This window comes from Glutamicibacter halophytocola, from assembly GCF_001302565.1.
GTDB classification, from domain to species: domain Bacteria; phylum Actinomycetota; class Actinomycetes; order Actinomycetales; family Micrococcaceae; genus Glutamicibacter; species Glutamicibacter halophytocola.
This window is the reverse complement of the sequence record NZ_CP012750.1, coordinates 3,849,080-3,870,480: the sequence shown is the minus strand read 5'-3', so window position 1 is coordinate 3,870,480 and position 21,401 is coordinate 3,849,080. Positions and strand designations below refer to the sequence as shown.

31 protein-coding genes, 1 pseudogene and 1 riboswitch are annotated in these 21,401 nt (G+C 59.0%); of the genes and pseudogenes, 21 read left to right on the top strand and 11 right to left on the bottom strand.

What is annotated here, in order from left to right; translation table 11 throughout:
- Window positions 1-28: 28 nt before the first annotated feature.
- Both rpsR and rplI read left to right on the top strand, forming a co-directional pair.
- Window positions 29-268 (top strand): 30S ribosomal protein S18, encoded by a 240-nt coding sequence (gene rpsR, locus AOZ07_RS17795; protein ID WP_013350683.1) that lies wholly within the window; start codon window positions 29-31, stop codon window positions 266-268.
- Between the two features lie 18 nt (window positions 269-286).
- Window positions 287-745, top strand: coding sequence for a 50S ribosomal protein L9 (gene rplI, locus AOZ07_RS17790; protein WP_060703201.1), 459 nt, complete (start codon window positions 287-289; stop codon window positions 743-745).
- A gap of 122 nt (window positions 746-867) precedes the next feature.
- On the opposite strand, the gene AOZ07_RS17785 is transcribed toward rplI, so the two are convergent.
- Entirely contained in the window at window positions 868-1,233 is a 366-nt protein-coding gene (locus tag AOZ07_RS17785) for an SPW repeat domain-containing protein (protein ID WP_075972645.1), read from the bottom strand.
- A 303-nt stretch (window positions 1,234-1,536) separates the two neighbouring features.
- On the opposite strand from AOZ07_RS17785, the gene AOZ07_RS17780 reads away from it, so the two are divergent.
- Window positions 1,537-1,842, top strand: coding sequence for a helix-turn-helix domain-containing protein (locus AOZ07_RS17780; protein ID WP_060703199.1), 306 nt, complete (start codon window positions 1,537-1,539; stop codon window positions 1,840-1,842).
- 183 nt (window positions 1,843-2,025) lie between these two features.
- Window positions 2,026-3,543, top strand: coding sequence for an acetyl-CoA hydrolase/transferase family protein (locus tag AOZ07_RS17775; RefSeq protein WP_207758466.1), 1,518 nt, complete (start codon window positions 2,026-2,028; stop codon window positions 3,541-3,543).
- On the opposite strand, the gene AOZ07_RS17770 is transcribed toward AOZ07_RS17775, so the two are convergent.
- Genes AOZ07_RS17770 through AOZ07_RS17760 form a run of 3 tightly spaced genes read right to left on the bottom strand, consistent with a single transcriptional unit; the run spans window position 3,540 to window position 5,664 of the window.
- Window positions 3,540-4,604, bottom strand: a complete 1,065-nt coding sequence (locus AOZ07_RS17770; RefSeq protein WP_060703198.1) for a PQQ-dependent sugar dehydrogenase — start codon at window positions 4,602-4,604, stop codon at window positions 3,540-3,542. The two genes, AOZ07_RS17775 and AOZ07_RS17770, sit on opposite strands and share 4 nt — an antisense overlap.
- Window positions 4,605-4,611: 7 nt before the next feature.
- Window positions 4,612-5,202 (bottom strand): dihydrofolate reductase family protein, encoded by a 591-nt coding sequence (locus AOZ07_RS17765; RefSeq protein ID WP_060703197.1) that lies wholly within the window; start codon window positions 5,200-5,202, stop codon window positions 4,612-4,614.
- A gap of 45 nt (window positions 5,203-5,247) precedes the next feature.
- Entirely contained in the window at window positions 5,248-5,664 is a 417-nt protein-coding gene (locus AOZ07_RS17760) for a PaaI family thioesterase (RefSeq protein ID WP_084793340.1), read from the bottom strand.
- Between the two features lie 371 nt (window positions 5,665-6,035).
- Window positions 6,036-6,153, top strand: a riboswitch (SAM riboswitch).
- 97 nt (window positions 6,154-6,250) lie between these two features.
- On the opposite strand from AOZ07_RS17760, the gene AOZ07_RS17755 reads away from it, so the two are divergent.
- The 7 genes from AOZ07_RS17755 to AOZ07_RS17730 all read left to right on the top strand — a co-directional run bounded on the left by AOZ07_RS17755 (window position 6,251) and on the right by AOZ07_RS17730 (window position 10,926).
- A complete protein-coding gene (locus AOZ07_RS17755; RefSeq protein WP_060703196.1) occupies window positions 6,251-6,751 on the top strand; it encodes a flavin reductase family protein in 501 nt (166 codons plus the stop codon).
- A gap of 659 nt (window positions 6,752-7,410) precedes the next feature.
- Complete coding sequence (dnaB, locus tag AOZ07_RS17750) at window positions 7,411-8,766, top strand: replicative DNA helicase (protein WP_060703562.1); 1,356 nt, start codon at window positions 7,411-7,413, stop codon at window positions 8,764-8,766.
- A gap of 61 nt (window positions 8,767-8,827) precedes the next feature.
- Window positions 8,828-9,571 carry a ZIP family metal transporter gene (locus tag AOZ07_RS17745; RefSeq protein WP_060703561.1) on the top strand — a complete coding sequence of 248 codons (744 nt, stop codon included), beginning with the start codon at window positions 8,828-8,830 and terminating at the stop codon, window positions 9,569-9,571.
- A gap of 23 nt (window positions 9,572-9,594) precedes the next feature.
- Window positions 9,595-9,744: a hypothetical protein gene (locus tag AOZ07_RS18920; RefSeq protein WP_194943718.1), complete on the top strand. Its 150-nt coding sequence runs from the start codon at window positions 9,595-9,597 to the stop codon at window positions 9,742-9,744.
- Window positions 9,745-9,844: 100 nt separating this feature from the next.
- Window positions 9,845-10,267, top strand: a complete 423-nt coding sequence (locus AOZ07_RS17740; protein WP_060703195.1) for a DUF6941 family protein — start codon at window positions 9,845-9,847, stop codon at window positions 10,265-10,267.
- Window positions 10,268-10,274: 7 nt separating this feature from the next.
- Window positions 10,275-10,520 (top strand): DUF4258 domain-containing protein, encoded by a 246-nt coding sequence (locus AOZ07_RS17735; RefSeq protein WP_060703194.1) that lies wholly within the window; start codon window positions 10,275-10,277, stop codon window positions 10,518-10,520.
- Between the two features lie 70 nt (window positions 10,521-10,590).
- On the top strand, window positions 10,591-10,926 hold the full coding sequence (locus AOZ07_RS17730; protein WP_060703193.1) for a DUF2283 domain-containing protein: 336 nt from the start codon (window positions 10,591-10,593) through the stop codon (window positions 10,924-10,926).
- 163 nt (window positions 10,927-11,089) lie between these two features.
- On the opposite strand, the gene AOZ07_RS17725 is transcribed toward AOZ07_RS17730, so the two are convergent.
- A complete protein-coding gene (locus tag AOZ07_RS17725; RefSeq protein ID WP_060703192.1) occupies window positions 11,090-11,677 on the bottom strand; it encodes a zinc ribbon domain-containing protein in 588 nt (195 codons plus the stop codon).
- Window positions 11,678-12,039: 362 nt separating this feature from the next.
- Window positions 12,040-12,189: pseudogene (locus AOZ07_RS18565) on the bottom strand (IS110 family transposase); the annotation flags it as partial.
- Between AOZ07_RS18565 and AOZ07_RS17720 the strand changes: the two are divergent.
- From AOZ07_RS17720 to AOZ07_RS17705, 3 genes are all read left to right on the top strand, one after another.
- Complete coding sequence (locus AOZ07_RS17720) at window positions 12,130-12,483, top strand: hypothetical protein (RefSeq protein ID WP_060703191.1); 354 nt, start codon at window positions 12,130-12,132, stop codon at window positions 12,481-12,483. The pseudogene AOZ07_RS18565 and the gene AOZ07_RS17720 sit on opposite strands and share 60 nt — an antisense overlap.
- Before the next feature lie 272 nt (window positions 12,484-12,755).
- Window positions 12,756-12,950 (top strand): hypothetical protein, encoded by a 195-nt coding sequence (locus tag AOZ07_RS17710; protein WP_060703189.1) that lies wholly within the window; start codon window positions 12,756-12,758, stop codon window positions 12,948-12,950.
- Between the two features lie 23 nt (window positions 12,951-12,973).
- The gene (locus AOZ07_RS17705; RefSeq protein ID WP_075972537.1) at window positions 12,974-14,359 is read left to right on the top strand and encodes an MFS transporter; all 1,386 of its coding nucleotides are present in this window, start codon (window positions 12,974-12,976) and stop codon (window positions 14,357-14,359) included.
- Here the strand turns inward: AOZ07_RS17705 and AOZ07_RS17700 are convergent.
- Both AOZ07_RS17700 and AOZ07_RS17695 read right to left on the bottom strand, forming a co-directional pair.
- On the bottom strand, window positions 14,356-14,688 hold the full coding sequence (locus AOZ07_RS17700) for a GNAT family N-acetyltransferase (RefSeq protein WP_060703188.1): 333 nt from the start codon (window positions 14,686-14,688) through the stop codon (window positions 14,356-14,358). The two genes, AOZ07_RS17705 and AOZ07_RS17700, sit on opposite strands and share 4 nt — an antisense overlap.
- 17 nt (window positions 14,689-14,705) lie before the next feature.
- Window positions 14,706-15,707, bottom strand: coding sequence for a pirin family protein (locus AOZ07_RS17695; RefSeq protein WP_060703187.1), 1,002 nt, complete (start codon window positions 15,705-15,707; stop codon window positions 14,706-14,708).
- 109 nt (window positions 15,708-15,816) lie between these two features.
- Here AOZ07_RS17695 and AOZ07_RS17690 point away from each other — a divergent pair, with 109 nt between their 5' ends.
- The 3 genes from AOZ07_RS17690 (at window position 15,817) to AOZ07_RS17680 (ending at window position 17,170) form a co-directional block, all read left to right on the top strand.
- On the top strand, window positions 15,817-16,278 hold the full coding sequence (locus AOZ07_RS17690; protein ID WP_060703186.1) for a MarR family winged helix-turn-helix transcriptional regulator: 462 nt from the start codon (window positions 15,817-15,819) through the stop codon (window positions 16,276-16,278).
- Between the two features lie 85 nt (window positions 16,279-16,363).
- On the top strand, window positions 16,364-16,621 hold the full coding sequence (locus AOZ07_RS17685) for a hypothetical protein (protein WP_060703185.1): 258 nt from the start codon (window positions 16,364-16,366) through the stop codon (window positions 16,619-16,621).
- Window positions 16,622-16,720: 99 nt separating this feature from the next.
- A complete protein-coding gene (locus tag AOZ07_RS17680) occupies window positions 16,721-17,170 on the top strand; it encodes an SRPBCC family protein (protein WP_084793338.1) in 450 nt (149 codons plus the stop codon).
- Here AOZ07_RS17680 and AOZ07_RS17675 read toward each other — a convergent pair.
- Window positions 17,167-17,559 carry a nuclear transport factor 2-like protein gene (locus tag AOZ07_RS17675; RefSeq protein ID WP_060703183.1) on the bottom strand — a complete coding sequence of 131 codons (393 nt, stop codon included), beginning with the start codon at window positions 17,557-17,559 and terminating at the stop codon, window positions 17,167-17,169. The two genes, AOZ07_RS17680 and AOZ07_RS17675, sit on opposite strands and share 4 nt — an antisense overlap.
- A gap of 9 nt (window positions 17,560-17,568) precedes the next feature.
- The gene (locus AOZ07_RS17670) at window positions 17,569-18,333 is read right to left on the bottom strand and encodes an SDR family oxidoreductase (RefSeq protein ID WP_060703559.1); all 765 of its coding nucleotides are present in this window, start codon (window positions 18,331-18,333) and stop codon (window positions 17,569-17,571) included.
- Window positions 18,334-18,512: 179 nt separating this feature from the next.
- Between AOZ07_RS17670 and AOZ07_RS17665 the strand changes: the two genes are divergently transcribed.
- Window positions 18,513-19,028, top strand: a complete 516-nt coding sequence (locus tag AOZ07_RS17665) for a hypothetical protein (protein WP_194943717.1) — start codon at window positions 18,513-18,515, stop codon at window positions 19,026-19,028.
- 25 nt (window positions 19,029-19,053) lie between these two features.
- On the opposite strand, the gene AOZ07_RS17660 is transcribed toward AOZ07_RS17665, so the two are convergent.
- Window positions 19,054-19,248 carry a hypothetical protein gene (locus tag AOZ07_RS17660; RefSeq protein ID WP_060703181.1) on the bottom strand — a complete coding sequence of 65 codons (195 nt, stop codon included), beginning with the start codon at window positions 19,246-19,248 and terminating at the stop codon, window positions 19,054-19,056.
- Between the two features lie 301 nt (window positions 19,249-19,549).
- Between AOZ07_RS17660 and uraD the strand changes: the two genes are divergently transcribed.
- The 3 genes from uraD to pucL are packed head-to-tail and all read left to right on the top strand — an operon-like array spanning window position 19,550 to window position 21,376.
- Complete coding sequence (gene uraD / locus AOZ07_RS17655; RefSeq protein WP_335334226.1) at window positions 19,550-20,065, top strand: 2-oxo-4-hydroxy-4-carboxy-5-ureidoimidazoline decarboxylase; 516 nt, start codon at window positions 19,550-19,552, stop codon at window positions 20,063-20,065.
- A 26-nt stretch (window positions 20,066-20,091) separates the two neighbouring features.
- Window positions 20,092-20,448, top strand: coding sequence for a hydroxyisourate hydrolase (uraH, locus tag AOZ07_RS17650; protein ID WP_060703179.1), 357 nt, complete (start codon window positions 20,092-20,094; stop codon window positions 20,446-20,448).
- A 4-nt stretch (window positions 20,449-20,452) separates the two neighbouring features.
- Window positions 20,453-21,376, top strand: coding sequence for a factor-independent urate hydroxylase (gene pucL, locus AOZ07_RS17645; protein WP_060703178.1), 924 nt, complete (start codon window positions 20,453-20,455; stop codon window positions 21,374-21,376).
- Window positions 21,377-21,401 lie beyond the last annotated feature (25 nt).

Genomic DNA, 21,401 nt, shown 5'->3' with positions numbered 1-21,401 from the left:
CGGGCTCCAAAGCTAAAGGAGCTCCACGATGGCTAAGGCTGAAATCCGTAAGCCCAAACCAAAGTCCAACCCATTGAAGGCCGCTGACATCACCGTCATCGACTACAAGGACACCGCATTGCTGCGCAAGTTCATCTCTGACCGCGGAAAGATCCGCGCTCGTCGAGTGACCGGCGTTTCCGTTCAGGAACAGCGCAAGATCGCACAGGCTATCAAGAACGCACGTGAAGTAGCCCTGCTGCCTTACTCCGGCGCTGGCCGCGGCTAAGGAAGAAGGGATAGCAAAATGGCAAAGATCATTCTGACTCACGAAGTATCCGGTCTCGGTGCTGCTGGCGATATTGTCGAGGTAAAGAACGGCTACGCCCGTAACTACCTGCTGCCACGCGGCTTCGCAATCGTCTGGACCCTGGGCGGTGAGAAGCAGGTGGAGTCGATCAAGGCTGCACGTGCCGCTCGCGCTGTTGCAAACCTTGAGGAAGCTCAGGCACTTGCAGCCAAGCTGAAGTCCCAGCCGGTGAAGATCACCATCAAGGCTGGTTCCAACGGCCGCCTGTTCGGCACCGTCAAGACCACCGATATCGCTAACGCCGTAGAGGCTGCCGGTCTGGGCAAGATCGACAAGCGCAACATCGAGGTCAACGACCACATCAAGTCGACTGGCAACTACAACGCAACCGTTCGCGTACACGAGGACGTCGTTGCAAACCTGCGCCTGCAGGTTGTAGCTGCTGCCAAGAAGTAAGTCTTCTAGACTCGGCTTCTGTTCAAGAGGTGGCGTGCGCTCCGCAAGGAGCACACGCCACCTCTTGGCGTTAACCCGCCGTCCAGCTCGCCCCGATGGCAGGCTAACGGAATCGCGGATTCTCAGTGCGCCATCCGGGATCCACCAGTTGCATGGCGCATTTGAATAGCAGGGGCGAGTGCAAGCAGGCCGGCAACGACGCCGGCGCCACCGCAGATCCAGGACATCCAGGCAACGCCGGCGAAATCGGTAAACGATCCCATCCAAGGCGAGGCGAAGAGCAAGGCGCTGGCGATGGCAAGTGCCCATTCCATGGAAACCAAACGTGGCATCATGACGCTCCAGACGCCGGTGATCACCATGAGCAGGCCGAAGGCCGCCATCAGTCTCATCGAGGTGCTGGTTCCCTCAAGCCACATGGTTGAAACTGCGGCCAGAATACCGGCCGCGACGCCGACCCAGTCTTGCCACCGAGTCCATTTCTTCATTGTGAAAACCTCCAACATCCATTGCAGAGGGCTCCTTAGCGGGAGTCGCTTTAAATGTAGGTTCGCGGTTGCCGATGCACAATCTACTTTTGGGAGCATTTTGGTAAATCCTTGGCCCTGGAGGCGTCCCGGCTGCGGCACCGGAGGGCTCCCGGCTCTTGTGGGGACACCGCAGGTTCGCGCATAATTCACCAGATCGCCTTGCGCCCGGTGCCTCTTAATCGTTGGCATTGGAGCCGCGGGCTCGTAGCCTCGAAGATGGGACTGGCCAGGCCAGCACGATCGAGAGAAACGGTGGAATACATGGGTTTTGCGTTTGCCGATCCTGAAGCATTGACCAAGGAGCAACGCGAGGCAGTGGCCGAGCATCAGCGCACCGTCCGCAGCGGCCCGCGCAAGCTCTCATTGCGCGCCCTGCGCGAAGAAGCCAGCCTGAGCCAGGCCGAACTTGCTGCGCGGCTCAAGCTGCCGGTGGACCGCATTGCCCGCATGGAAACCGGCGACCTGGACCGGGTCCAGCTAGCCACCTTGCGCCGATATGCCGCGGCCATGGATGCCCGGATCGAGATCACTGCGACCCGCGGCGAGGCCTTCGCCCAGCTGGGCTAGCCAGGCCCCGCCGCGCGAACGGCCGACCGGCCACCGCAAATAGCGGGCAGCTCATCGAGAAAAGCGCCACCCACCGCTGGATCCGACCACCTGCCCTCCGGCTCGGCATCTTTAGCGGCTAAAGTGTTCCGGTGAGATGCGGGTTATAGACCTGCGTCACAGCCGAGCTTCGAAGGGGTTATTTTGCACGAGCGTATTCACCACCGGGCCTTTGCCGATCGCCTGATGAGCGCCGAACAGGCGGCAACCATCATCAAGCCGGGAATGACGGTGGCCATGAGCGGCTTCACCGGTGCCGGATACCCGAAGGCAGTGCCCGGCGCCCTGGCCGCCCAGATGGAACGCCAGCACGCTGCCGGCGAGGAGTTCAAGATCAACGTGCTCACCGGCGCCTCCACCGCCCCAGAGCTCGACGGGGTGCTGGCCAAGGCCGAGGGCATGAACCTGCGCCTTCCCTACATGTCCGATCCCGAGCTGCGCCGCCGCATCAACGAGGGCAACATGGAGTACATGGACATCCACCTGTCCCATGTCGCCCAGCACGCCTGGTTCGGCTTCTACGGCAAGATCGACGTGGCCATCATCGAGGTGGTCGGCGTAACCGCCGAAGGCGACCTGATCCCCTCCAGCTCCGTGGGCAACAACAAGACCTGGCTGGAGATGGCCGACAAGGTCATCATCGAGGTCAACGCGCAGCAATCCGCCGCCATGGAGGGCATGCACGATGTCTACTACGGCACCGCCTTGCCTCCGCACCGCAAGCCCATCGAGTTGACCACAGTGCGCGACCGGATCGGCCAGAAGTACCTGGACGTCGACGTCAGCAAGATCGCCGCGGTGGTCCAAACCGACGCGCCAGACCGGCTGAGCCCCTTCGCCCCGGTGGACGAGACCAGCGAGAAGATCGCCGATCACCTGCTGGGCTTCCTGGACTCGGAGATCCGCGCCGGCCGGCTGACCGAGAAGCTGCTGCCGCTGCAGTCGGGCGTCGGCAACATCGCCAACGCCGTGCTGGCGGGCCTGTCCCGCGGCGGCTACAAGTCCTTGGCCGCCTACACGGAGGTCATCCAGGATGGCATGCTCCAGCTGATCAAGGACGGCACCATCGAGTTCGCCTCGGCCACCAGCTTCTCGCTGTCTGCCGAGGGCATCGAGGAATTCAACCGCAATGTCGAGCACTACCGCGAGCGCATCCTGCTGCGCGCCCAGGAGATCTCCAACCACCCCGAGATCATCCGGCGGCTGGGCTGCATCGCCCTGAACGGGATGATCGAGGCCGACATCTACGGCAACGTGAACTCCACCAACGTCCTGGGCTCCCATGTCATGAATGGCATCGGCGGGTCCGGCGACTTCGCCCGCAACGGCTACCTGTCGGTGTTCATGTCCCCGTCCACCGCCAAGGGCGGCAAGATCTCGGGCATCGTGCCCTTCGCATCGCATGTGGACCACACCGAGCACGACACCATGATCCTGATTACCGAGCAGGGCCTGGCCGACCTGCGCGGCCTGTCGCCCAAGCAGCGCGCCCAGCAGGTCATCGAGAACTGCGCGCATCCGGACTACCGTCCGTTGCTGCAGGACTACTTCGACCGGGCCTGCAGGCAAAGCTACGGCAAGCACACCCCGCACCTGCTGGGCGAGGCCCTGTCCTGGCACCAGCGCTTCGAGAAGACCGGGGATATGCGCCCGGCCAGCTAGCCGCCGGGCTGACCGGGATCGATGCGCACGATCCGGTCATCACCCGTCCCTGGCCGGCCGCGCCCGTCGGTGTTGTTCGTCAGCACCAGCAGCGAGCCGCCAGGATCCACCAGCACATCGCGCAGCCGGCCGAGCCGGCCATCGAGCAATTCCTGCTCGATGGCCGGCGCGTCCAGTTCCACCGCGCGCAGCACTTCGCCGCGCAGATTCGCCAGGTAGGCGGTGCCGTCGAGGATCGCGATGCCGCTGGGGCTGGCCTCGGCAGGGGACCACTGCGCAATCGGGTCGGTGTACTGCCGATCTGCGCCGCCCTTCCCCTCGACTTCGGGCCAGCCATAGTTCCCGCCGGCCTTGATGATGTTCAGTTCGTCGAAGGTGTTTTGCCCGAATTCGCTGGCATACATGGTGCCATCATCGCTCCATGCCAGGCCCTGCACATTGCGGTGCCCATAGCTGTAGACGAGGGAATTCTCGAAGGGGTTGTCCTCCGGGACGCTTCCATCGGGTGCCATGCGCAGGATCTTGCCGCCCAGCGCCTGCAGGTCCTGGGCTTGCCCAGGGTTGGACGCATCGCCCACGCTCGCGTAGAGCATTCCATCCGGTCCGATGGCCAGCCGCCCGCCGTTGTGGATATTGGCCGAGGGCAACGAATCCAGCAGGGTCCGCGGAGCCGACAATGACAGGTTTCCGGCGCTGCCTTGCGCGGTGAATTGCTGAATGCGGTTACCGGATTCCGCGGTGGAATAGGCGTAGAGCTGGTCCGGCGCGAGGAAGGCCAGGCCCAGCAGCCCGCCTTCGCCTCTCGCTGCGAGATCATCGATCCGGGCCACTTCGCGGCTCTGTCCGGACTGCGAAACTTCCAGGATCCTCCCGGAATCGCGTTCGCTGACCAGCAAGCTGTCCTGGACGTAGACCATGGACCACGGAGCTTCCAAGCCGGTGGCCAGTGGTTCTGGAGCGGTTTGCGATTCGGCAGCTGGACTTGGAAGTGGTGTTGGCGTGGAGCATCCGGCGAGGAACACCGCGCCGAGCAGCAGGCATGTGTCCCGGATGTGCTTCATCGGGTGGCTATGCGTGCGCCGGCTGATGGCGCGTCGGGCGATACGTCAGTTCCTGGATCCGCCCGTCCAAAAGCTTTGAATCGACAAGTTCCAGGTCATAGTCGTCGACCCCTCCGAGTACCGGAGCAGAGCCGCTATGCCCGGTCAGCACCGGGAAGATGCTCACCTGGATGAAGTCCACTAGACCTGCCGCCAGCAGCGAATGGTTCATGGCCAGGGAACCGTGGGAGCGCAGCGGCACATCTGAGGTTTCCTTGAGCTGGGCGACGACTTCCAAGGCATCAGCGCGCTCCAGCGTGGCATTAGGCCAAGACAGCGGCTCTTCCAAGGTGGTGGAGATGACGGTGGCGGGCTTGTCGTGCAAAGCCACGCCCCACGCGTCTTCAACCTCGGGATTCATCTCGATTTCTGCCCAGAAGAGACTAAACAAGCGGAAGGTGTTTGCTCCGAAAACCATGCGGCATGGGGGAGTGTAGAGCCCGAGGCGATGGGCCAACAGCTCGGGCCCCTGTTTTCCCCAGTAGCCACCCCAATCGCTGCCTGCACTGCCGAAGCCATCAAGGCTGCTGAACACGTCAAAGGTATAGGTGGCACTCATGGCAAGCCTCCGAAGCTGATCCGCTAGGTGCCACCTAGGATACGCTCAGGCGCTGGGCATATCTACGTTTTGGGTGCGCAATTGTCCACGCGAGAGTTCCTTTCCGCTGGCCTCATCGGTGATGACAACTTCCCACAACTGCTGGGTCTTGCCTTGGAACAGCGCCTTGGCCGCAACCTGCACGCGCGCACCGGTAGAGGGACGCAGGAAGTCGGTGGCATTGTGAACGCCCACAGCAAATTGATTGCGCTCTGAGACCGCGTAGCTGGCGCCAACGCTGCCGGCGCTTTCAATCATGGAGGCATAGACACCTCCATGTACGACGCCCCACGGGGTGTGGTGCTTTTCATTGAGATCGGCATGGCCTCGCACGGAAGTGGCGGTGATGTCGTCAAAGACCAGGCCAATGCTGTCAGTGAAGCGGCTGGTCTTGTCGGGGATTCGCTGTGCTGGGGAACTCACGGGTGACTCCAAAAGTGTCGGGGCGCGGTGCGCCTGTTCGAGTGGTGGGGCTTGCGGTTCAATTATTTGCACTTTACCTGCTGAAGTACGCGGCAATCCTTGCGGGAAGATCCTTGATGGCGAACCCTGGCGCCGATTTTCCACGAAGCGCAGATGCCGGAAGATATTTAGCCGTGCCATAAGTTAATGCGTTACGACGAAGCTCACACCTTCATGGCCGGCTGAAGTGCCTGAAGCGGTCCGAATTGGTGAATAAAGGACTGTTCCATGACCCTAAAACTGAGCCACTGTCGAATATTTTGTTGAATATTGCGATTTGAGAAGTGAATTGTTTGACGGTGCTTCGTCATGAGTCATATTGTTTTAAGCAGAATCAAGAGCATCAGCTAAAAGCCCTGGCTTGCTGATCGGCAACCCTCTCAACGGTAGTGGGGTGCTCCAGGTGAGGATTCGGTTTTGCGCCAAATGGTGTCAGAACAAGTACCGCGCACGGCGTGAAACCTCAGTGGCAACCGGATTCGGATCATCCCGAACCGCTGTTCCCGCTGGGTCTGACGCGGTGGGCAAGAACCGAAGGAATCGAGCCATGTCATTGAATCGTGAACTTGACCCGCTAACCCTACGCAAGGTTTTCGCTCAACATCCCTCAGGCGTGGCCGCTCTGTGTGCAGAAGTGGACGGCGTGAAAACCGGCATCGTTGCATCCTCATTCACTGTCGGGGTTTCGCTGGAGCCGGCATTGGTGATGTTTGCAGTCCAGAAGACCTCCAACACCTGGCCGAAACTGCGCGAGGCCAGCCACATTGGTGTTTCGGTTCTCAGCGATCTTAATGGAGGGGTCTGCGCGCAGATCGCTTCGAAGAAGGGCGATCGATTCCTCGGCGTGGATACCGTGGTTTCCGAGCAGGGCGCTCTGTTCATTGAAGAGTCCACCCTCTGGCTGGAAACGTCGATTTACAACGAAGTCGAAGCTGGTGACCACTGGGTTGTGCTTTTGGAGGTGCATGGGCATCACACATCACTGCACTCGCCGCAGATCTTCCATGATTCCCGATTTCATTCAATCCCAGTTCCTGAGCTCGTCTAAATCTTCTGAGGGGTAGTTTCCCGAAGGCCCGGCGTGGATTCCCTGATGGTGATCTGCTCCGGGCCTAGTCGCGTTTCGGGACGCGTTCAACGCCAGGCAAATAGTTATCCACGGTGTGGATCGCGACCGCTACGCGAAAATGTGGACTATTGGCCATAACTTGCCGAGTTGACCGTGCTAAAGGCCGGTGACTAAGCCTTTTATGATTCCGTGGATATCCACATGGTTATCCACACGTCTGTGGGCAAGATGTGCAGAACTGTGTGAAAACTGCAATAAACCCTGTATTGCGGGCGTTTTTGGGTGTTGATAACTACTGGGAACATATCGCTATCTTCAACAAAATATTTCCCTGTCCACAGATGTGAAAATACAAAAAGCCTAGTCAATAACTATTACTGTTGGGTACTTGACAATAATCCACAGGGTTCTCCCCAGACAGTGAACAGGCTAGTCCACAGCTGAGGGTATGTTATGCACAGAACCTGTGGATAATGGGGTTTACGTGGGTAAACATCGGCCCTACTGTTGGCTTTGGGGCAGAAATATCCACAGACGTAATCCATTGAACTGTTGGCATCAACTAGCAGGTTGGAACGTTGCCATCTGGCAAGGAAGATTTTTCCCCCTGGGGTCAATAGGGGATGGAAGTGTCTGCAATGAGTGCTGAGCCGGTTTACGAAGGACGAGAATCCGACGCAGGGCGCAAGCCGCCACAGGACGTCGAAGCCGAGATGTCCGTGCTCGGTGGCATGATGCTATCCAAGGACGCCATCGCAGACGTCGTTGAGGCGCTGCGCGGAACCGACTTCTACCGTCCGGCTCACGAATCCATCTACGAAGCCATTATCGATTTGTACGGCCGAGGCGAACCTGCCGATGCCGTGACCGTGGCCGACTTGCTGACCAAGCGCGGCGAAATTTCCCGCGTGGGTGGCGCTGCCTACCTTCACAACCTCATTCAGCAGGTGCCCACCGCCGCTAACGCCGGCTACTATGCAGAAATCGTGCGCGAGCGCGCCGTCTTGCGCCGCCTGGTGGACGCCGGAACCCGCATCGTCCAGATGGGCTACTCGCCCGATGGAGAAGTCGATGCCATCGTCAACGAAGCGCAAGCCGAGGTCTACAAGGTTGCGGAAAACCGCAGCAGCGAAGACTACGTACGCCTCTCGGATATCATCGAAGGCACCGTAGACGAAATCGAAAACGCCGCGAACGCCGGCGACGGCATCACCGGCGTGCCCACCGGGTTCTACGAATTCGACGAGCTGACCCAGGGCCTGAAGGGCGGCCAGATGATCATCATCGCGGCCCGTCCTGCAGTGGGTAAGTCGACCTTCGCGCTGGACTTCGCCCGGTCCGCCGCCATCAAGAACAACATGGCCACCGTCTTCTTCTCCCTGGAAATGGGCCGCAATGAAATTGCGATGCGCCTGCTTTCGGCAGAAGCCTCCATCCAGCTCCAGGACCTGCGCAAGGGTTCGGTGGAGGACGCGCAGTGGACCAAGATTGCCACCACCATGGGCCGGTTGAATGAAGCGCCGCTGTTCATCGACGATTCGCCGAATATGTCCATGATGGAAATCCGCGCAAAGTGCCGCCGCCTGAAGCAGCGCAATGAGCTGCGCATGATCATCCTCGACTACCTGCAGCTGATGAGTTCGGGCAAGCGCGTGGAATCACGCCAGCAGGAAGTTTCCGAGTTCTCGCGTAACCTCAAGCTGCTGGCCAAGGAGCTCGATGTTCCGCTGATCGCGCTGTCGCAGCTGAACCGTGGTTCCGAACAGCGAACCGATAAGCGGCCAATGGTTTCGGACCTTCGTGAATCCGGTTCCATTGAGCAGGACGCCGATATGGTGATCCTGCTGCATCGTGATGATGTGTATGACAAGGAAAACCGTCCAGGCGAGGCCGACGTGATCATCGCCAAGCACCGTGCCGGTCCCACCAAAACCATCACCGTGGCATTCCAAGGCCACTACTCGCGCTTCAGCAATATGTCCTCCGAGGGTTAATCCCAGTCAGAACCGACATGGCAGCTACTAAGCCGGCGGCTTGCTGGCTATAGTGGGTGCCATGTTCGCTTCTTTGCAGGCCTTGCTTTGGGGCACGGTAGCCGGATCGGCGCTGTTGCTGGGATCTGGCGCCGCCTGGTGGCTGAAAATTCCGAAGGTCTGGGTTTGCGCGATCATGGCCTTCGGCGCAGGAGTGCTGGTCAGTGCACTGAGCTTTGAGCTTGTACTCGAGGCCTTCGAAACTGGCGGGCTCCTGGCAACGGCGGCCGGTGTGCTGGTGGGCGCCGCGCTGTATTTCTCGGCCAATCGGGTACTGGCCTGGCGCACCACAAGGCGTCAAAAAGCCTCGGGCAGCGCTCAGGGCGGCGAACCTGCGGGCACCGCTTTGGCGGTGGGAGCCTTGATCGACGGCATTCCCGAATCCGTGGCACTGGGCCTGAGCGTTGTGGCTAGCGCGAGCATCAACCCCGCCATGCTCATTGCCATTTTCATTTCCAACATTCCCGAAGGGCTGGCCAGCACGGCTCAAATGAAGAGCGCCGGCCGCAAAGGTTCCTCGATTGCCCTTCTGTGGGGTTCCATCGCGATTTCTTGTGGGCTGGCTGCCTTTGCCGGGGCACTGGCCATGCAATCCATGCCTGAAGAAGCCCTGGCCTTTGCCACGGCAGTTGCCGCAGGCGGAATCCTGACCATGATTGCCGACTCGATGATTCCAGAAGCCTATTCTGTTGAACATGACTACACCGGGCTGCTGGTCACCGGTGGCTTCCTGTCGGCATTCGCCCTGCATGTTCTGGGCGGATAGCAGAAAACTGGCATGATTAGGGCATGCCCCTAAGACGTAGTAGCCACAATCCTGCGCCAGCTACAGAAACCATTTACGCACCGCAATTCTTGGCCACCACCATGGGCATGTTTGTTCTGGTGTTCCTCGTTGCCTTTGAATCCATGGCGGTCACCACCGTGACAACGGAGTAATTGGGATTCGATATTTGATCTGCTGAGCCTGAAGCTGAATCTCTCGTAATCGAGAAAGTTTTTCTTACGCGCGCGCCGTTCCATGGATATGATCGGACGCATGACGACGTTGGAGAATCTTCCCGAGCTTGACTACGCCTTCTTAGCGGAATTCGCGCGAGTCGAAGGGGACAGCCTTACGGCAGTGGGCGCGAGCTTCACTCGAGTCGCCTTGCCTTCATTACCGGCCCCGCTGACGTTGCACGTCGCTGGGCGTATCCGGGCTAGAGAAGGTGGAGCGCCATTCCCAGTCAAGATAAGGGTCGGGAATGATGATGGGTCAAGCGGACTTGTCTTGGAAACCACAATGAATCCGAAACAGGCGGTAAACCCATATGAAGGGAAAGTGGGTCTTGTCTTCACGGCTGAAGTTCCGCTTAAGATTGACTCTGCTGGGCGGTATCGAGCTGAAATATTCATCAATAACGCCCTAGTCCGGAAATTGTATTTCTCTGTTGACATTCTGGAAAACGTCGGGGGCTAGTGATCTGATGGAGCTGAAGATCAGTAGTCATGCTCTATCCAGGATCCAGCAACGAGGGATATCGGAACAGCAAGTTAATGAAGTGTTCACCGAACACCGGCGTTTGATGAGTTACGAATCAAAGGACGCGGCGGGACGATGGGTGTACATGGTGGAAATTGGGGAAAGGAAACTGATGGTCGTGACTTTTCCGGCAATTGAAGATGCGGCGCCCAATGCAACTATTACGGTAATCACAGCTTACTGGCACTAAAACTAGTAAAATGTATACTTACCAAACGCAGAGAGTTCTTATGAACACGATGCGAGGAGGAAAGGTAAAAATGTCTGATAGCACATATTACGACGCAACCCTTCGTGTGGGCTACGCCCAAGTGACAGACGAGACAGTTGAAAAGACCATTGAATATGGTGGCGGACTACTCATAGATTTGGACCGCGCGGGCATGCCTGTAGGTTTCGAGGTTCTGGGTACTTCTACCCGATTCCCCATTTCAGAAATGGGTGAAAAGTTTAGTTGGAGCGCTGACGTGATGACACGTGCGAGTATCGCACTGGATAAGCTTGCACGTCTTATGAACGTACGCACTGATAGCACTGGAGACGGTGTTTTTAAGCCGGCGTCGGTTTGGTCAAGTAAAGGCCTAGCGCACGCATAAGCAGCTGATAATGCCCCATCCTTCCAGGATGGGGCATTTTTTGTGCCATAGATCGCCGTCAGCACGCTTCTAGGTGGCAATCTTCCCATTTCGCATAAATGCTCACCGCCAGATCTGGCAGTTGCGCCGTGTAGACGATCGTCCCAATCAGCCTGGATAGCAGTTAGCGCTGCGTGTGCAGGGCCATTTTAGACCAATCCCGGATAAGTTCAGCCGTAGCCTGGTCATCGTTAGTTCGTACCGCGGCGGATAGATCTTCCAGGCGTTTCGTGAGCCGTTCCATGTCCGCGTCTAGGTCGGCCAGCAACCGCTGGTAAACATTATCCGGCAGCAGACCATCGAGCATCTTGCCCGTGAGCACGTCACGCTTTCGGTCTACCTTGATCAGGGCTCGCCGTATGCCGGGTGTAGGGTCTGTTGGTTTTACTGTGGTCGGTTGTTGGTCTGCCAGGTCGCTGATCTCCTGGGCGATGGTTTCCAGCCAGGGGAGCAGGTGCTCCATGATGCGGGATTTTTTGACGTACCCGCCTTTGCGCAGGTGGTAGTAGGCCGCTTGCTTGCAGGAGTAGGTTACTGCTCCGCGTGGCCCGGTTTTGGGCTTGGGTCGGCCGCCGTAGGCCTTGCTTCCGCAGATCCCGCAATAGATGGATCCGGTCAGCAGGTATTCGGTGCTTTCTGCGCGGGAGCGTTTGATCCGGTCGCGGCGCCGGGATTGGTACCCTTGCCACATTCCCTCGGGGATGAGGGGCATCGTGGATGCTCTGGCGAACTTGTCCGCCGTAGCGGAAGCGTCCGGAGGCGAACGGGTTGTCGAGTATGCCCATGATGATTTCGGCCGACCAGGTTTCGGCGATGACGCTGCTGTATCCATGGTTGGGCTTGATGCCTGTGGCGTTAAGCTAAGTGACTAGTTCACACTTGGAATGCCTGGCGGCGGACATGCAGTAGAGACCGACGAGAGCGGGGACCTGATTGGCGTGGCATGCCGTGCCAGATAAAAATGGAATTACTCTAAGTAGGGCGACAGTAGATCTCTGACATAAAGATTGCTTGAAATTTTGCAACTATCAATAGAACCTTGTGCGGGGGTGCCCCTATGTTGTTTATTGAGCGTTAACTGGCGCCGGAACATCTCAAAAAAGTTCCATCGCGAAGCATCGCGAACAGGGCTGTCAACCGGCGGTGGGCTAACGCAATCAACGCTTGGTTACGCCGTTTGCCTCGGGCACGTTTCCGGTCGTAATTAGCTCTGCTGACAGGCTCGAAATCTTAGCCCAAGACCCTCAATTAGTTGAAACATTGGCAGCAACGACAATTACTGCTGGCAAAACCATGCACGAAGAAAAACTAGATGCGTTGAGAAATGCGGTGCTGAACTCGGTAAACCCGCGACTACGTCTCGACGAATGCCTGCGTCTCCAGTTCATTACTTTTATTGAACAGATGGCGCCGGGCCATTTGAAGCTTATGAAGTATTTCTCCGCTCCTCGCCAGTGGTATGAAGGACGAGGGATGTCGATTCCTTCGGTAACGACTTCGAAGCCGTTGGCAATCTAGGGAATGGGACGGGAGAACGTTGAGGCAACTACACCCAAGAGGTTGATGGAGGATCTAGTAACTTGGCGGTTGGCCGGTCTCGTGTCGGACATCTCGGGTACCGAGAGTCTAATTGACGGGGAGGTTGTCATCGAGGGCGGGGAGGAGTCCATGCGATGTGTTAACGAACCGACTTCTTTCGTAAGCTAGCCCAAGGCCGCCCTCGCCCCACGTCTCTATGTTTAGAAGAGTTTGAGGGTAGTAATCGGACACCAACTACTAGTGCCAATCCGATGATCGGCGAATTGCTCAATGGTAAGAAGTATTGTGCCTTGGCCTTTGCCACGGCAGTTGCCGCAGGCGGAATCCTGACCATGATTGCCGACTCGATGATTCCAGAAGCCTATTCTGTTGAACATGACTACACCGGGCTGCTGGTCACCGGTGGCTTCCTGTCGGCATTCGCCCTGCATGTTCTGGGCGGATAGCAGAAAACTGGCATGATTAGGGCATGCCCCTAAGACGTAGTAGCCACAATCCTGCGCCAGCTACAGAAACCATTTACGCACCGCAATTCTTGGCCACCACCATGGGCATGTTTGTTCTGGTGTTCCTCGTTGCCTTTGAATCCATGGCGGTCACCACCGTGATGCCGATGGTTAGCGAACTGCTCAACGGCGAACGCTATTTTGCGCTGGCCTTTGCCGCCCCGATTGCCAGTGGCATGCTCGGCATGGTTGCCGCCGGTGAAGTCTCCGACCGCTGGGGACCGAAGCATCCCTTGTTCATTAGCGTCGCGATTTTCTGCGTGGGCTTGCTGATCTGCGGTTCCGCAGCGAATATGCCGATGCTTATTGGCGGGCGCATCCTGCAGGGCGTCGGAGGCGGTGCCATCACCGTGGCTATCTACGTGCTGATTGCCCGTGCCTATCCAGGCCAGCTGCATTCAAAAATCTTTGCACTCTTTGCCACCGCGTGGGTGCTGCCAGCGATGGTTGGCCCATGGCTGGCCGGCCTGATGGCGGTGCATCTCGGCTGGCGCTGGGTCTTTTCCGGCGTGGCCGTCTTGGTGATCGTCGCCTTCTGCGCGATGGTACCGGTGCTCAAATCCATGGATTCCGAACGCAACCAGGAACTTGGTCCGGTATCGGTGAAGCGCCTGGCGCTTGCCGGGCTGACCGGGCTTGCCGTGATCTCCATGAATCTGCTGGGCAATTCGAACAGCCGCTGGTCGCTGGCCGGATTAGCGCTGGCGCTGGTGGTCGCATTGGTGGCGATTCGCCCGCTGCTGCCGCGTGGGACGTTCCTGGCGCGCCGCGGACTGCCTGCCACCATCACCACCAGGATCTTCATTACCGGCGCCTTCTTCGGGGTCGAGGTTTATCTGCCCTATCTGCTTCGCGAGGACTACCAGCTCGCCCCGGACCGGGCCGGATTGATCCTGACAGCCTCGGCCCTGTGCTGGTCGATGGGTTCATGGCTCCAGGGAAGGCTGGGGGAGAAGGTCGCTTCCTCAACCTGCATCACCGTGGGCGCAGTGGCCGGGAGCGTGGCCATAGCCACCGCATTGGCCACCGCGCTCTTCCACCCGCCGGTGCTCGTGCTGGTGTGCGGCTGGGCGGTCGGGGGCTTTGGCATGGGGATGATTTTCCCCCGCCAAAACGTCAACATGCTGGCCCTGTCCTCCAAGGAAGAACAGGGCTTCAACTCCTCGGCCATGTCCGTGGCGGACTCGCTGGGCAATGCCGGGGCCACAGCCATCGGCGGCGTGATCTTTGCGCTGGCCGCTGCCGGCACGGGCTTCGTTGCGGTCTTCAGCTTCAGCCTGGTCTTGGTCCTGGTTCTGATCGCCATGTCGCCGCGGACCAAGGGTGCCCCGGCCCTGGCAGCGCGCTAGCCGCGCGGCAAGATCTCCAGGTGCGCCCTGGTTGGCTTCACAAGATGCTGGTCGTACTCGCTGTGCTTGGCCACGTAGCCCTTGACATAGGGGCAGACCGCCACGATTTTCGCTCCGCTGGCGATGGTATTCTGCAGTGCGAATTTCACCAGGACGCTGGCTAGTCCCTGTCCGGCGTAGTCCTCATCCACGGTGGTGTGGAAGAAGATCCGCTCGGTTCCATCGGCTCCATCAAAGTCCCGGTAGTGTGCCGCGCCGATGATCTTGCCGTTATCGTCAAGGGCGAAGCGCTGGCGCTCGGGAAGGAAGACTGGCTGGATTTCACTCATGTTTGGTGTCCTTTGGGTCAGGAAGGGTTCACGCGCGGACGCAGGCGAACGGTGGGAAGGGCTGGGGCGGGCAGGGCCGCCGGGGTGCCAGGCGGGAACGGTCCGAAGCGATCCTCGGACACATCTCCTGGTTCTGCTCCGATCTCGGCTTGCCACTGCGCGCGGAAGGCGAGGACTTCCTCGTGGGTGCGGCCCACAAAGTTCCACCACATCAAGATGTCTTCCTTCAATGGTTCTCCGCCGATGAGCAGGGCCAGCACCGGTTCGTCGCCGGAAGCCAGGCGCAGGGTGTTGGAACCAGTGCGCACGAACCCGAGATCGCGTGGGGCCAGCTGGTGCCCGTTGAGCTGCAGGGCGCCTGAATCCAGGAGGATTCCGTGCTCATGATGCTCCGGGACCAGGATCTCAATCTGGGTGTTCGGCTCCAGGCGCAATTCAGCGCCGCCCAGCTCCGAGTGGGTCGCGATCGGGGAGGCGGAGCGCTGCCCGGAGATTTCGTAGCTGCCCATGAAAACGGACATGGACCATCCTGGCCCAGAGAGCGGTTCTGGCTGATAATTTTCAAAGGTGTGTTCCATGTCCCGGGCGTGCTCGGGCAATGCAGTCCACAGCTGGGCGCCGTGCAGAATGGTGGTGCCATCGGTGAGGATTTCGGAGTGGCTAATGCCGTGCCCGGCGGTCATGAGGTTGACCTCGCCCGGGCGGACGGTGGCTTTGAAGCCTGCCGAATCCATGTGGTTGATTTCTCCGGTGAATAGCCAGGAGACTGTTTGCAGCCCGGTGTGGGGGTGGCGTGGAACGTTCATGCCGCCGGTGGCTTTGACGTCGTCGGGGCCGTAGTGGTCCAGGAAGCACCAGGCACCGATGAGGCTGCGCTGCTTTTGCGGCAGGGTGCGGAATACTGTCATGGCCCGGGGACCGCCCAGCGGGACCTCTCGAGGCGTCAAGACTTCAACCTCGGCATGGGATGTGACTTCACTGCAGTTGACTTCTGCCGGGCTGTGCTCGAGATTGCTCATAAGCCAAGGTTATTCACTGCACCGGGCTTTGGCTACAATCGACTGGCGGTTAGGCCGGGGTACGATCAAGGCACCGGTATTGCCCCGATTTCAAGGAGTTTGCAGCAACGTGGACAGCGCTATTCTTCCGGAGGATGATCTTCTCAAGCTGGAAAAGCAGGTGTGCTTTGGTTTGGCGGTTGCCTCTCGAACGGTGATCTCTGCCTATAAGCCCGTGCTGGATCCACTGGGCCTGACCCACCCGCAGTACCTGGTGATGCTGGCGCTGTGGGATTCTGGCCCGATGAGCGCCCGTGAACTGAGCGAGCAGTTGCACCTGGATCCTGGAACACTGTCTCCGCTGGTCAAGCGGTTGGAGGCCGCCGGCCTGGTGGACAAATCCAAAAATCCGCAGGACGAGCGCGCAGTCATCCTCCAGCCCACTGGTAAGGGTGCTGAACTTCGCAAGGAGGCGCTGAAAGTTCCGCTGCAGATGATGTCTCGACTCGAGCTCTCAGAGAAGGACGTTGTTGAGCTCAGGGGCATCCTGGACCGCCTGATCGCCGCTGGCGTCAATGCGCCGAAGGAGTAGCCAGCCATTTAGTTGGTGCACCAACTAATAAGGTATGCTGGGACAAAAGCACCAACACCCACGCATACTGCAGAGGACCACTCGCATGGATGAATCTCCGCTGCCAATCATCACCGATACCACCGGGTTGAGCATTGGCTATCGCATTCTCTGGCGCCTGAAGTATTTGGGACTGAGCATTTTCGGTCCTGCGGAACGCCGCGTGGAAGCCAGCCCTCGCGAGCGGATCAAGTGGGACCGGGCCATGAAGGTCAAGGCGGCCCATGAGGCCGCGGGGACCCAGCCTGATGAGCAGACGCTGTACACGGCCAGCCGGCTGGAACCGCGTCGCCGCCAGCAGTAGCCAGGCGCGCCATCCCCATGAGCAAGGCCACGTCGCCCAGGGTTGATCCGGGCACAGCTTCGCAGGGTGCGGCAAGAATGCCGCGATACCATTTAACTCATGGAATCGATGACTGAACTGGTGATTGCACGACAGTTTTCCGCCCCGAAAACCGCCGTGTGGGCAGCCTTCGTAGAACCCGAAATCATTGCCCAATGGTGGGGGCCACAGGGGTGGGCCGTCAATGAGGAATCGGTTGTTTTTGAAGCAAAGGTCGGCGGCCGTCATGAACTGGAAATGGTTCAGATCGAAAACCCGGAGGCCAAGGTTCCACTCAAGGCCGTGCTGACTTCCTTCGATGAATACGAGTGCCTGGTCAGCGCCGATGGCCCGCATGAGATGACTCTTGACCTGGTCATTGAGACTCGTATCGAATTCAAGGAGTTTGCGGGACAGACCATGCTGACCCTGACCCAGGGACCGCTGCCCTATGAAGTAGTTGATTCCAGCACCAAGGCTTGGCATTCCGCCTTGGGCAAGCTTGAAGCGCTGCTGGCCGAGTACTTCTAGATCTCTAACCCGATGGCCGGCTGCTGCACGAAGTAGCTGCGGATTTCCTTGATTTTTGCGGCTTTGCCGGCAGACGCGAATTTCAGCACATGGCTGAAGTGGACCACTGAATGTTTACTGTCGCAGGACCGGCCGTCGGCGCTTCCTTCCGAACCGTGGGTCAGCACGCTGAAAAACTGCACAGACCCGGTGGCCGGTGCTTCGAGTATCCACTGCCGCACCGCATCGAAGCCGTCCAAGGACCCTTTGCCCGCGATGTTCCACTGGATATCCTCTGAAAACCACTGTTCAAGCAGGGGCAGGTCTTTGCCATAAGCCGCAGCCAGGACGTCGGTAATGATCCGATGGCGTGGAGCGTTGCCGCAGGTTGCCGGAATCTCGACATGCATGGTTTCCTCCTAGCCTCTTCCAATGTATGGCATGCCACCGGCCGTGATGGTGAATTGGTTGATTGAGGTGCCCAGGGGCACGCCGGCGATATAGGCGATGGCTTCGGCGGCCTGCTCCAACGGGAATGTCGGTTCAACAATCCGTTGCCCGCTGGGCTGCAGGGCGCCGTTATTCGCCCCGAAATCATCAAGCAAGTCGCTGGCCGTGTTGCCGATATCCACTTGAGTGGCACGGATCCGATGCGGGCGGCCATCAAGTTCCAAGGCCTTCGTTAGCCCCGCGATTCCGTGCTTGGTCACCGTGTAGGCCACCGAATTCACCCGTGGAACCTGTGCAGAAATCGACCCGTTGTTGATGATGCGGCCACCGCCGTTGGCCTTGAAGTGCGCAAAGGCGCTGCGTGCGGCGTTGATGGCTCCGGTCAGATTGATCTGGCACACCTGATCCCACTGTTCAGGGCTCAACTCGTCTATGGAAACCGAGGGGCCAAAGATGCCAGCGTTATTAAAGAGCACGTCGACAGTTCCAAAACGGTGTTGTGCTGCCGAGAACAGCTCATCGACGGCGCCGGGATCGGTGACATCGGCGGGATGAACCAAAGCCGAAGGATGGGACTGCGCGGTTTCTTCCAAGGTGGTCTTGGTGCGTCCCGCCAGAGCGACATTCCAGCCCTGGGATAGGAGCAGGCGAGCCGTGGCGCGGCCGATGCCCGTGCCAGCGCCAGTGATCACGATTGTGCGGCCTTGCTCAACTGGGCGAGAGGACTGGGGCATCATTTCTCCTTGCAGGATTCCATCAACATCGGTGTTAACGTGCGTGCTCCCATCCTAGGAATCCGCGCTCGCAATGCCCAGCCGGTGTACCGGATGTTGCATGACCACCTGATTTCTTGCGTTACAGTGAGCGATAAACTGGGTTTCTAATCCTGATGGCCCATGGCGAGGTGGCGGCAGTGCAAAAGGAATTCAATGATTCGGCGGCGACTGCGGATGAGCGGGCCGCGATGCTCAAGGAGCGCGTGTATGTCACCTTCACCGCGCTCGCCGTGATGATTGCTGCCGGTTCCCACGGTAGCGCCCCCACTGCTGGCGGTGCCGCGCTGAGCCTGGTGGTTACGGTGGCAGCGGTGCTGATGGCGAGCCTCGTTGCAGATGTCATTGCGCACTCCACTATTCACGCCGCGTTGGTTACGCGAGCGGAGCTGAAGCATCTGCTCAAGGTGGTGTGGGGCGCAGCCGGTGCCGTTTTCGGTCCTTTGGCTTTGCTTGGGCTCAGCGCGCTCAATGTTCTTGAGGTTCCGCTGGCGTTGCACCTGGGCCAATGGTGGCTCGTTGCGGCGCTGGCCTTTTTTGCATTCCTGGCGATGCGTCGCATGCGTCTGGGCTTATGGCGCACTGCGGTGCTCATGCTGCTGCTGGCCGCGGTTGGCGTGGTGGTCATCTTGCTGCAATTGCTGGCGCATTCCTAGGCAAGCGTGACCCGGGCTGCCGGCACTAGCGGTCGGTGGCTGACCCGAAAATCTTGTTCCACAGCGACGGTGCCGAGCTGGTGATTTTCGGCTGCCGGACAATATCGGGATCCAGATTGTCGATGGATTGGAACAGTCCCGTGCGCAAAGCCGCGGTGCCGCCCAGCGGGCGATTCCCATCGGTTGGGCAGGTAATCTTTGTCTGGTTGATGGTGGCCATCGTTCCCTCCTTCGTGTTGCAACACTTCCGCATTGTGAAATCTATATTTTATCTAGTGAAACTAGTATGCGAGCTTCGAGGTGCCGTTGGCAAGGGGTCTGAGCAAATAGTTTCCGGGCTACGTGAAAGCCTCGAAACAAAATAAGGGCGTGTAAATTTTTTGGTTTTGCTCTTGACGCACCCGCTGTGAAGTGGATTACAGTTGAGCAACAAGGTTCCACGAAACCAGCATCGAGTCGAAACCGAAATCAATATTTTCGGTGGTAAGGGTGTTCAGCCAAGGTCCGTGGAATGTCGACCGATGAAAAGAGCTGATCACCCGATGCACCTCGACGCATTCAACGAACTCTCCGCAGCTGAAGCCGAAGCCCTTCTTCGACCCTGCGTTGATGCAGACCGTTGGATCCACGAACTGATCTCGGCTCGTCCCTTCGCAACTCCGGACGAGCTAACTTCTTATGCCTTGAACGGCATCGCCCCCTTTGATCCGCAGGAGCTGGACGCCGCTTTGGCGCAGCACCCCCGCATCGGTGAACGTGCCGAGGGCAAAAGCAAAGAAGCAGATCTTTCTCGTGGTGAGCAGGCCTCGCTGAACCTGGACGACGATGCCGCCGCGCGCTTGAAGGTGGCAAACCGGAACTACGAACAGCGATTCGACCGCGTGTTCCTCATCCGTGCCGCGGGTCGCAGCACCGAAGAAATCCTGGCCGAATGCGAACGCCGACTGGACAACGACGAAGCAACCGAACTTGCCGAAGTCGCCACGCAGCTGCGCGAAATCGCGGTCCTTCGGCTCAACGACCTCCTTACCAAATAATTCCCTCCGACTATTAGGAGATGACCATGGCAGATGGCAGCGCAGAACGCAGTCACATCACCACCCACATACTCGACACCGGGACCGGGAGGCCTGCCTCCGGTGTCAAGGCCACGCTGGAAGCCAAGACGGCATCCGGCTGGCAAGAAATCGGAACAGGTTCAACCGATGCCGATGGACGCATCAAGAACCTTGGACCGATACAGGTTGAAGAAGGCCGCTACCGGATTTCCTTTGAAACCGGGGACTACTTCGGGAAGCAGGGAACGGAAAGCTTCTTCCCCGCGGTAAGCATCGATTTTTTCGTGAACAACGTCGATGAGCATTACCACGTACCTCTTCTTATCAGCCCGTTTGCCTATTCCACATACCGAGGGAGTTAGAACAATGACTACCGAAATCACCGCCCCAGCTCAGACCAAGATCGTGCTCGGATCCAACCAGTACGGCAAGGCGGAAGTTCGCCTGGTCAAGATCACCCGGGACACCGCGCGCCATCAGATCCAGGACCTGAACGTCACCAGCCAGTTGCACGGCGACTTCACCGCCGCGCATCAGGACGGCGACAACGGCCGTGTCGTCGCCACCGACACCCAGAAGAACACCGTCTACGGGCTGGCCCGCAACGGCGTTGGAGCCATCGAGGAGTTCCTGGTGCAGCTCGGCGAGCACTTCACCGGAGAATTCGACTGGATCACCGGAGGCCGCTGGGCAGCCCAGCAGTTCTTCTGGGACCGCATCAACGACCACGACCACGCCTTCTCGCAGAACAAGTCCGAGGTCCGCACCGCAGTGCTGGAAATCGACGCGCAGGGCAAGAAGTCGATCGTTGCTGGTCTTGAAGACCTCACGGTCTTGAAGTCCACTGGCAGCGAATTCCACGGCTTCCCACGGGACAAGTACACCACCCTGAAGGAAACCACCGACCGCATCCTTGCCACCGACGTGACCGCACGCTGGCGCTACACCGAGGAGGCTGTCACCGAAGGCATCGACTTCGACGGAGTATATGCCTCGGTGCGCAACCTGCTGCTGACCCACTTCGCGCAGACTCACTCCTACGCACTGCAGCAGACCATGTTCCAGATGGGCCAGGCAGTGCTTGAAGCCCATCCGGAAATCGCTGAGATCAAGATGTCCCTGCCGAACAAGCACCACTTCCTCGTGGATCTGGAAGCCTTCGGCCAGGACAACCCCAACGAGGTCTTCTTCGCTGCCGATCGTCCCTACGGTTTGATCGAAGCGACCATCACCCGTGAAGGCACCGAGGCGAATCACCCAATCTGGGCCAATATCCCGGCATTTATCTAACCTGACAGCGTTGAGGGTGTGCCGG

Bases quoted from the DNA above. Each gene is read 5' to 3' on its own strand.
- rpsR (WP_013350683.1), top strand. From the start codon at position 29: ATGGCTAAGGCTGAAATCCGTAAGCCCAAACCAAAGTCCAACCCATTG.
- rplI (WP_060703201.1), top strand. From the start codon at position 287: ATGGCAAAGATCATTCTGACTCACGAAGTATCCGGTCTCGGTGCTGCT.
- AOZ07_RS17785 (WP_075972645.1), bottom strand. From the start codon at position 1,233: ATGAAGAAATGGACTCGGTGGCAAGACTGGGTCGGCGTCGCGGCCGGT.
- AOZ07_RS17780 (WP_060703199.1), top strand. From the start codon at position 1,537: ATGGGTTTTGCGTTTGCCGATCCTGAAGCATTGACCAAGGAGCAACGC.
- AOZ07_RS17770 (WP_060703198.1), bottom strand. From the start codon at position 4,604: ATGAAGCACATCCGGGACACATGCCTGCTGCTCGGCGCGGTGTTCCTC.
- AOZ07_RS17765 (WP_060703197.1), bottom strand. From the start codon at position 5,202: ATGAGTGCCACCTATACCTTTGACGTGTTCAGCAGCCTTGATGGCTTC.
- AOZ07_RS17755 (WP_060703196.1), top strand. From the start codon at position 6,251: ATGTCATTGAATCGTGAACTTGACCCGCTAACCCTACGCAAGGTTTTC.
- dnaB (WP_060703562.1), top strand. From the start codon at position 7,411: ATGAGTGCTGAGCCGGTTTACGAAGGACGAGAATCCGACGCAGGGCGC.
- AOZ07_RS17745 (WP_060703561.1), top strand. From the start codon at position 8,828: ATGTTCGCTTCTTTGCAGGCCTTGCTTTGGGGCACGGTAGCCGGATCG.
- AOZ07_RS18920 (WP_194943718.1), top strand. From the start codon at position 9,595: ATGCCCCTAAGACGTAGTAGCCACAATCCTGCGCCAGCTACAGAAACC.
- AOZ07_RS17740 (WP_060703195.1), top strand. From the start codon at position 9,845: ATGACGACGTTGGAGAATCTTCCCGAGCTTGACTACGCCTTCTTAGCG.
- AOZ07_RS17735 (WP_060703194.1), top strand. From the start codon at position 10,275: ATGGAGCTGAAGATCAGTAGTCATGCTCTATCCAGGATCCAGCAACGA.
- AOZ07_RS17730 (WP_060703193.1), top strand. From the start codon at position 10,591: ATGTCTGATAGCACATATTACGACGCAACCCTTCGTGTGGGCTACGCC.
- AOZ07_RS17725 (WP_060703192.1), bottom strand. From the start codon at position 11,677: ATGCCCCTCATCCCCGAGGGAATGTGGCAAGGGTACCAATCCCGGCGC.
- AOZ07_RS17710 (WP_060703189.1), top strand. From the start codon at position 12,756: ATGATCGGCGAATTGCTCAATGGTAAGAAGTATTGTGCCTTGGCCTTT.
- AOZ07_RS17705 (WP_075972537.1), top strand. From the start codon at position 12,974: ATGCCCCTAAGACGTAGTAGCCACAATCCTGCGCCAGCTACAGAAACC.
- AOZ07_RS17700 (WP_060703188.1), bottom strand. From the start codon at position 14,688: ATGAGTGAAATCCAGCCAGTCTTCCTTCCCGAGCGCCAGCGCTTCGCC.
- AOZ07_RS17695 (WP_060703187.1), bottom strand. From the start codon at position 15,707: ATGAGCAATCTCGAGCACAGCCCGGCAGAAGTCAACTGCAGTGAAGTC.
- AOZ07_RS17685 (WP_060703185.1), top strand. From the start codon at position 16,364: ATGGATGAATCTCCGCTGCCAATCATCACCGATACCACCGGGTTGAGC.
- AOZ07_RS17680 (WP_084793338.1), top strand. From the start codon at position 16,721: ATGGAATCGATGACTGAACTGGTGATTGCACGACAGTTTTCCGCCCCG.
- AOZ07_RS17675 (WP_060703183.1), bottom strand. From the start codon at position 17,559: ATGCATGTCGAGATTCCGGCAACCTGCGGCAACGCTCCACGCCATCGG.
- AOZ07_RS17670 (WP_060703559.1), bottom strand. From the start codon at position 18,333: ATGCCCCAGTCCTCTCGCCCAGTTGAGCAAGGCCGCACAATCGTGATC.
- AOZ07_RS17660 (WP_060703181.1), bottom strand. From the start codon at position 19,248: ATGGCCACCATCAACCAGACAAAGATTACCTGCCCAACCGATGGGAAT.
- uraD (WP_335334226.1), top strand. From the start codon at position 19,550: ATGAAAAGAGCTGATCACCCGATGCACCTCGACGCATTCAACGAACTC.
- uraH (WP_060703179.1), top strand. From the start codon at position 20,092: ATGGCAGATGGCAGCGCAGAACGCAGTCACATCACCACCCACATACTC.
- pucL (WP_060703178.1), top strand. From the start codon at position 20,453: ATGACTACCGAAATCACCGCCCCAGCTCAGACCAAGATCGTGCTCGGA.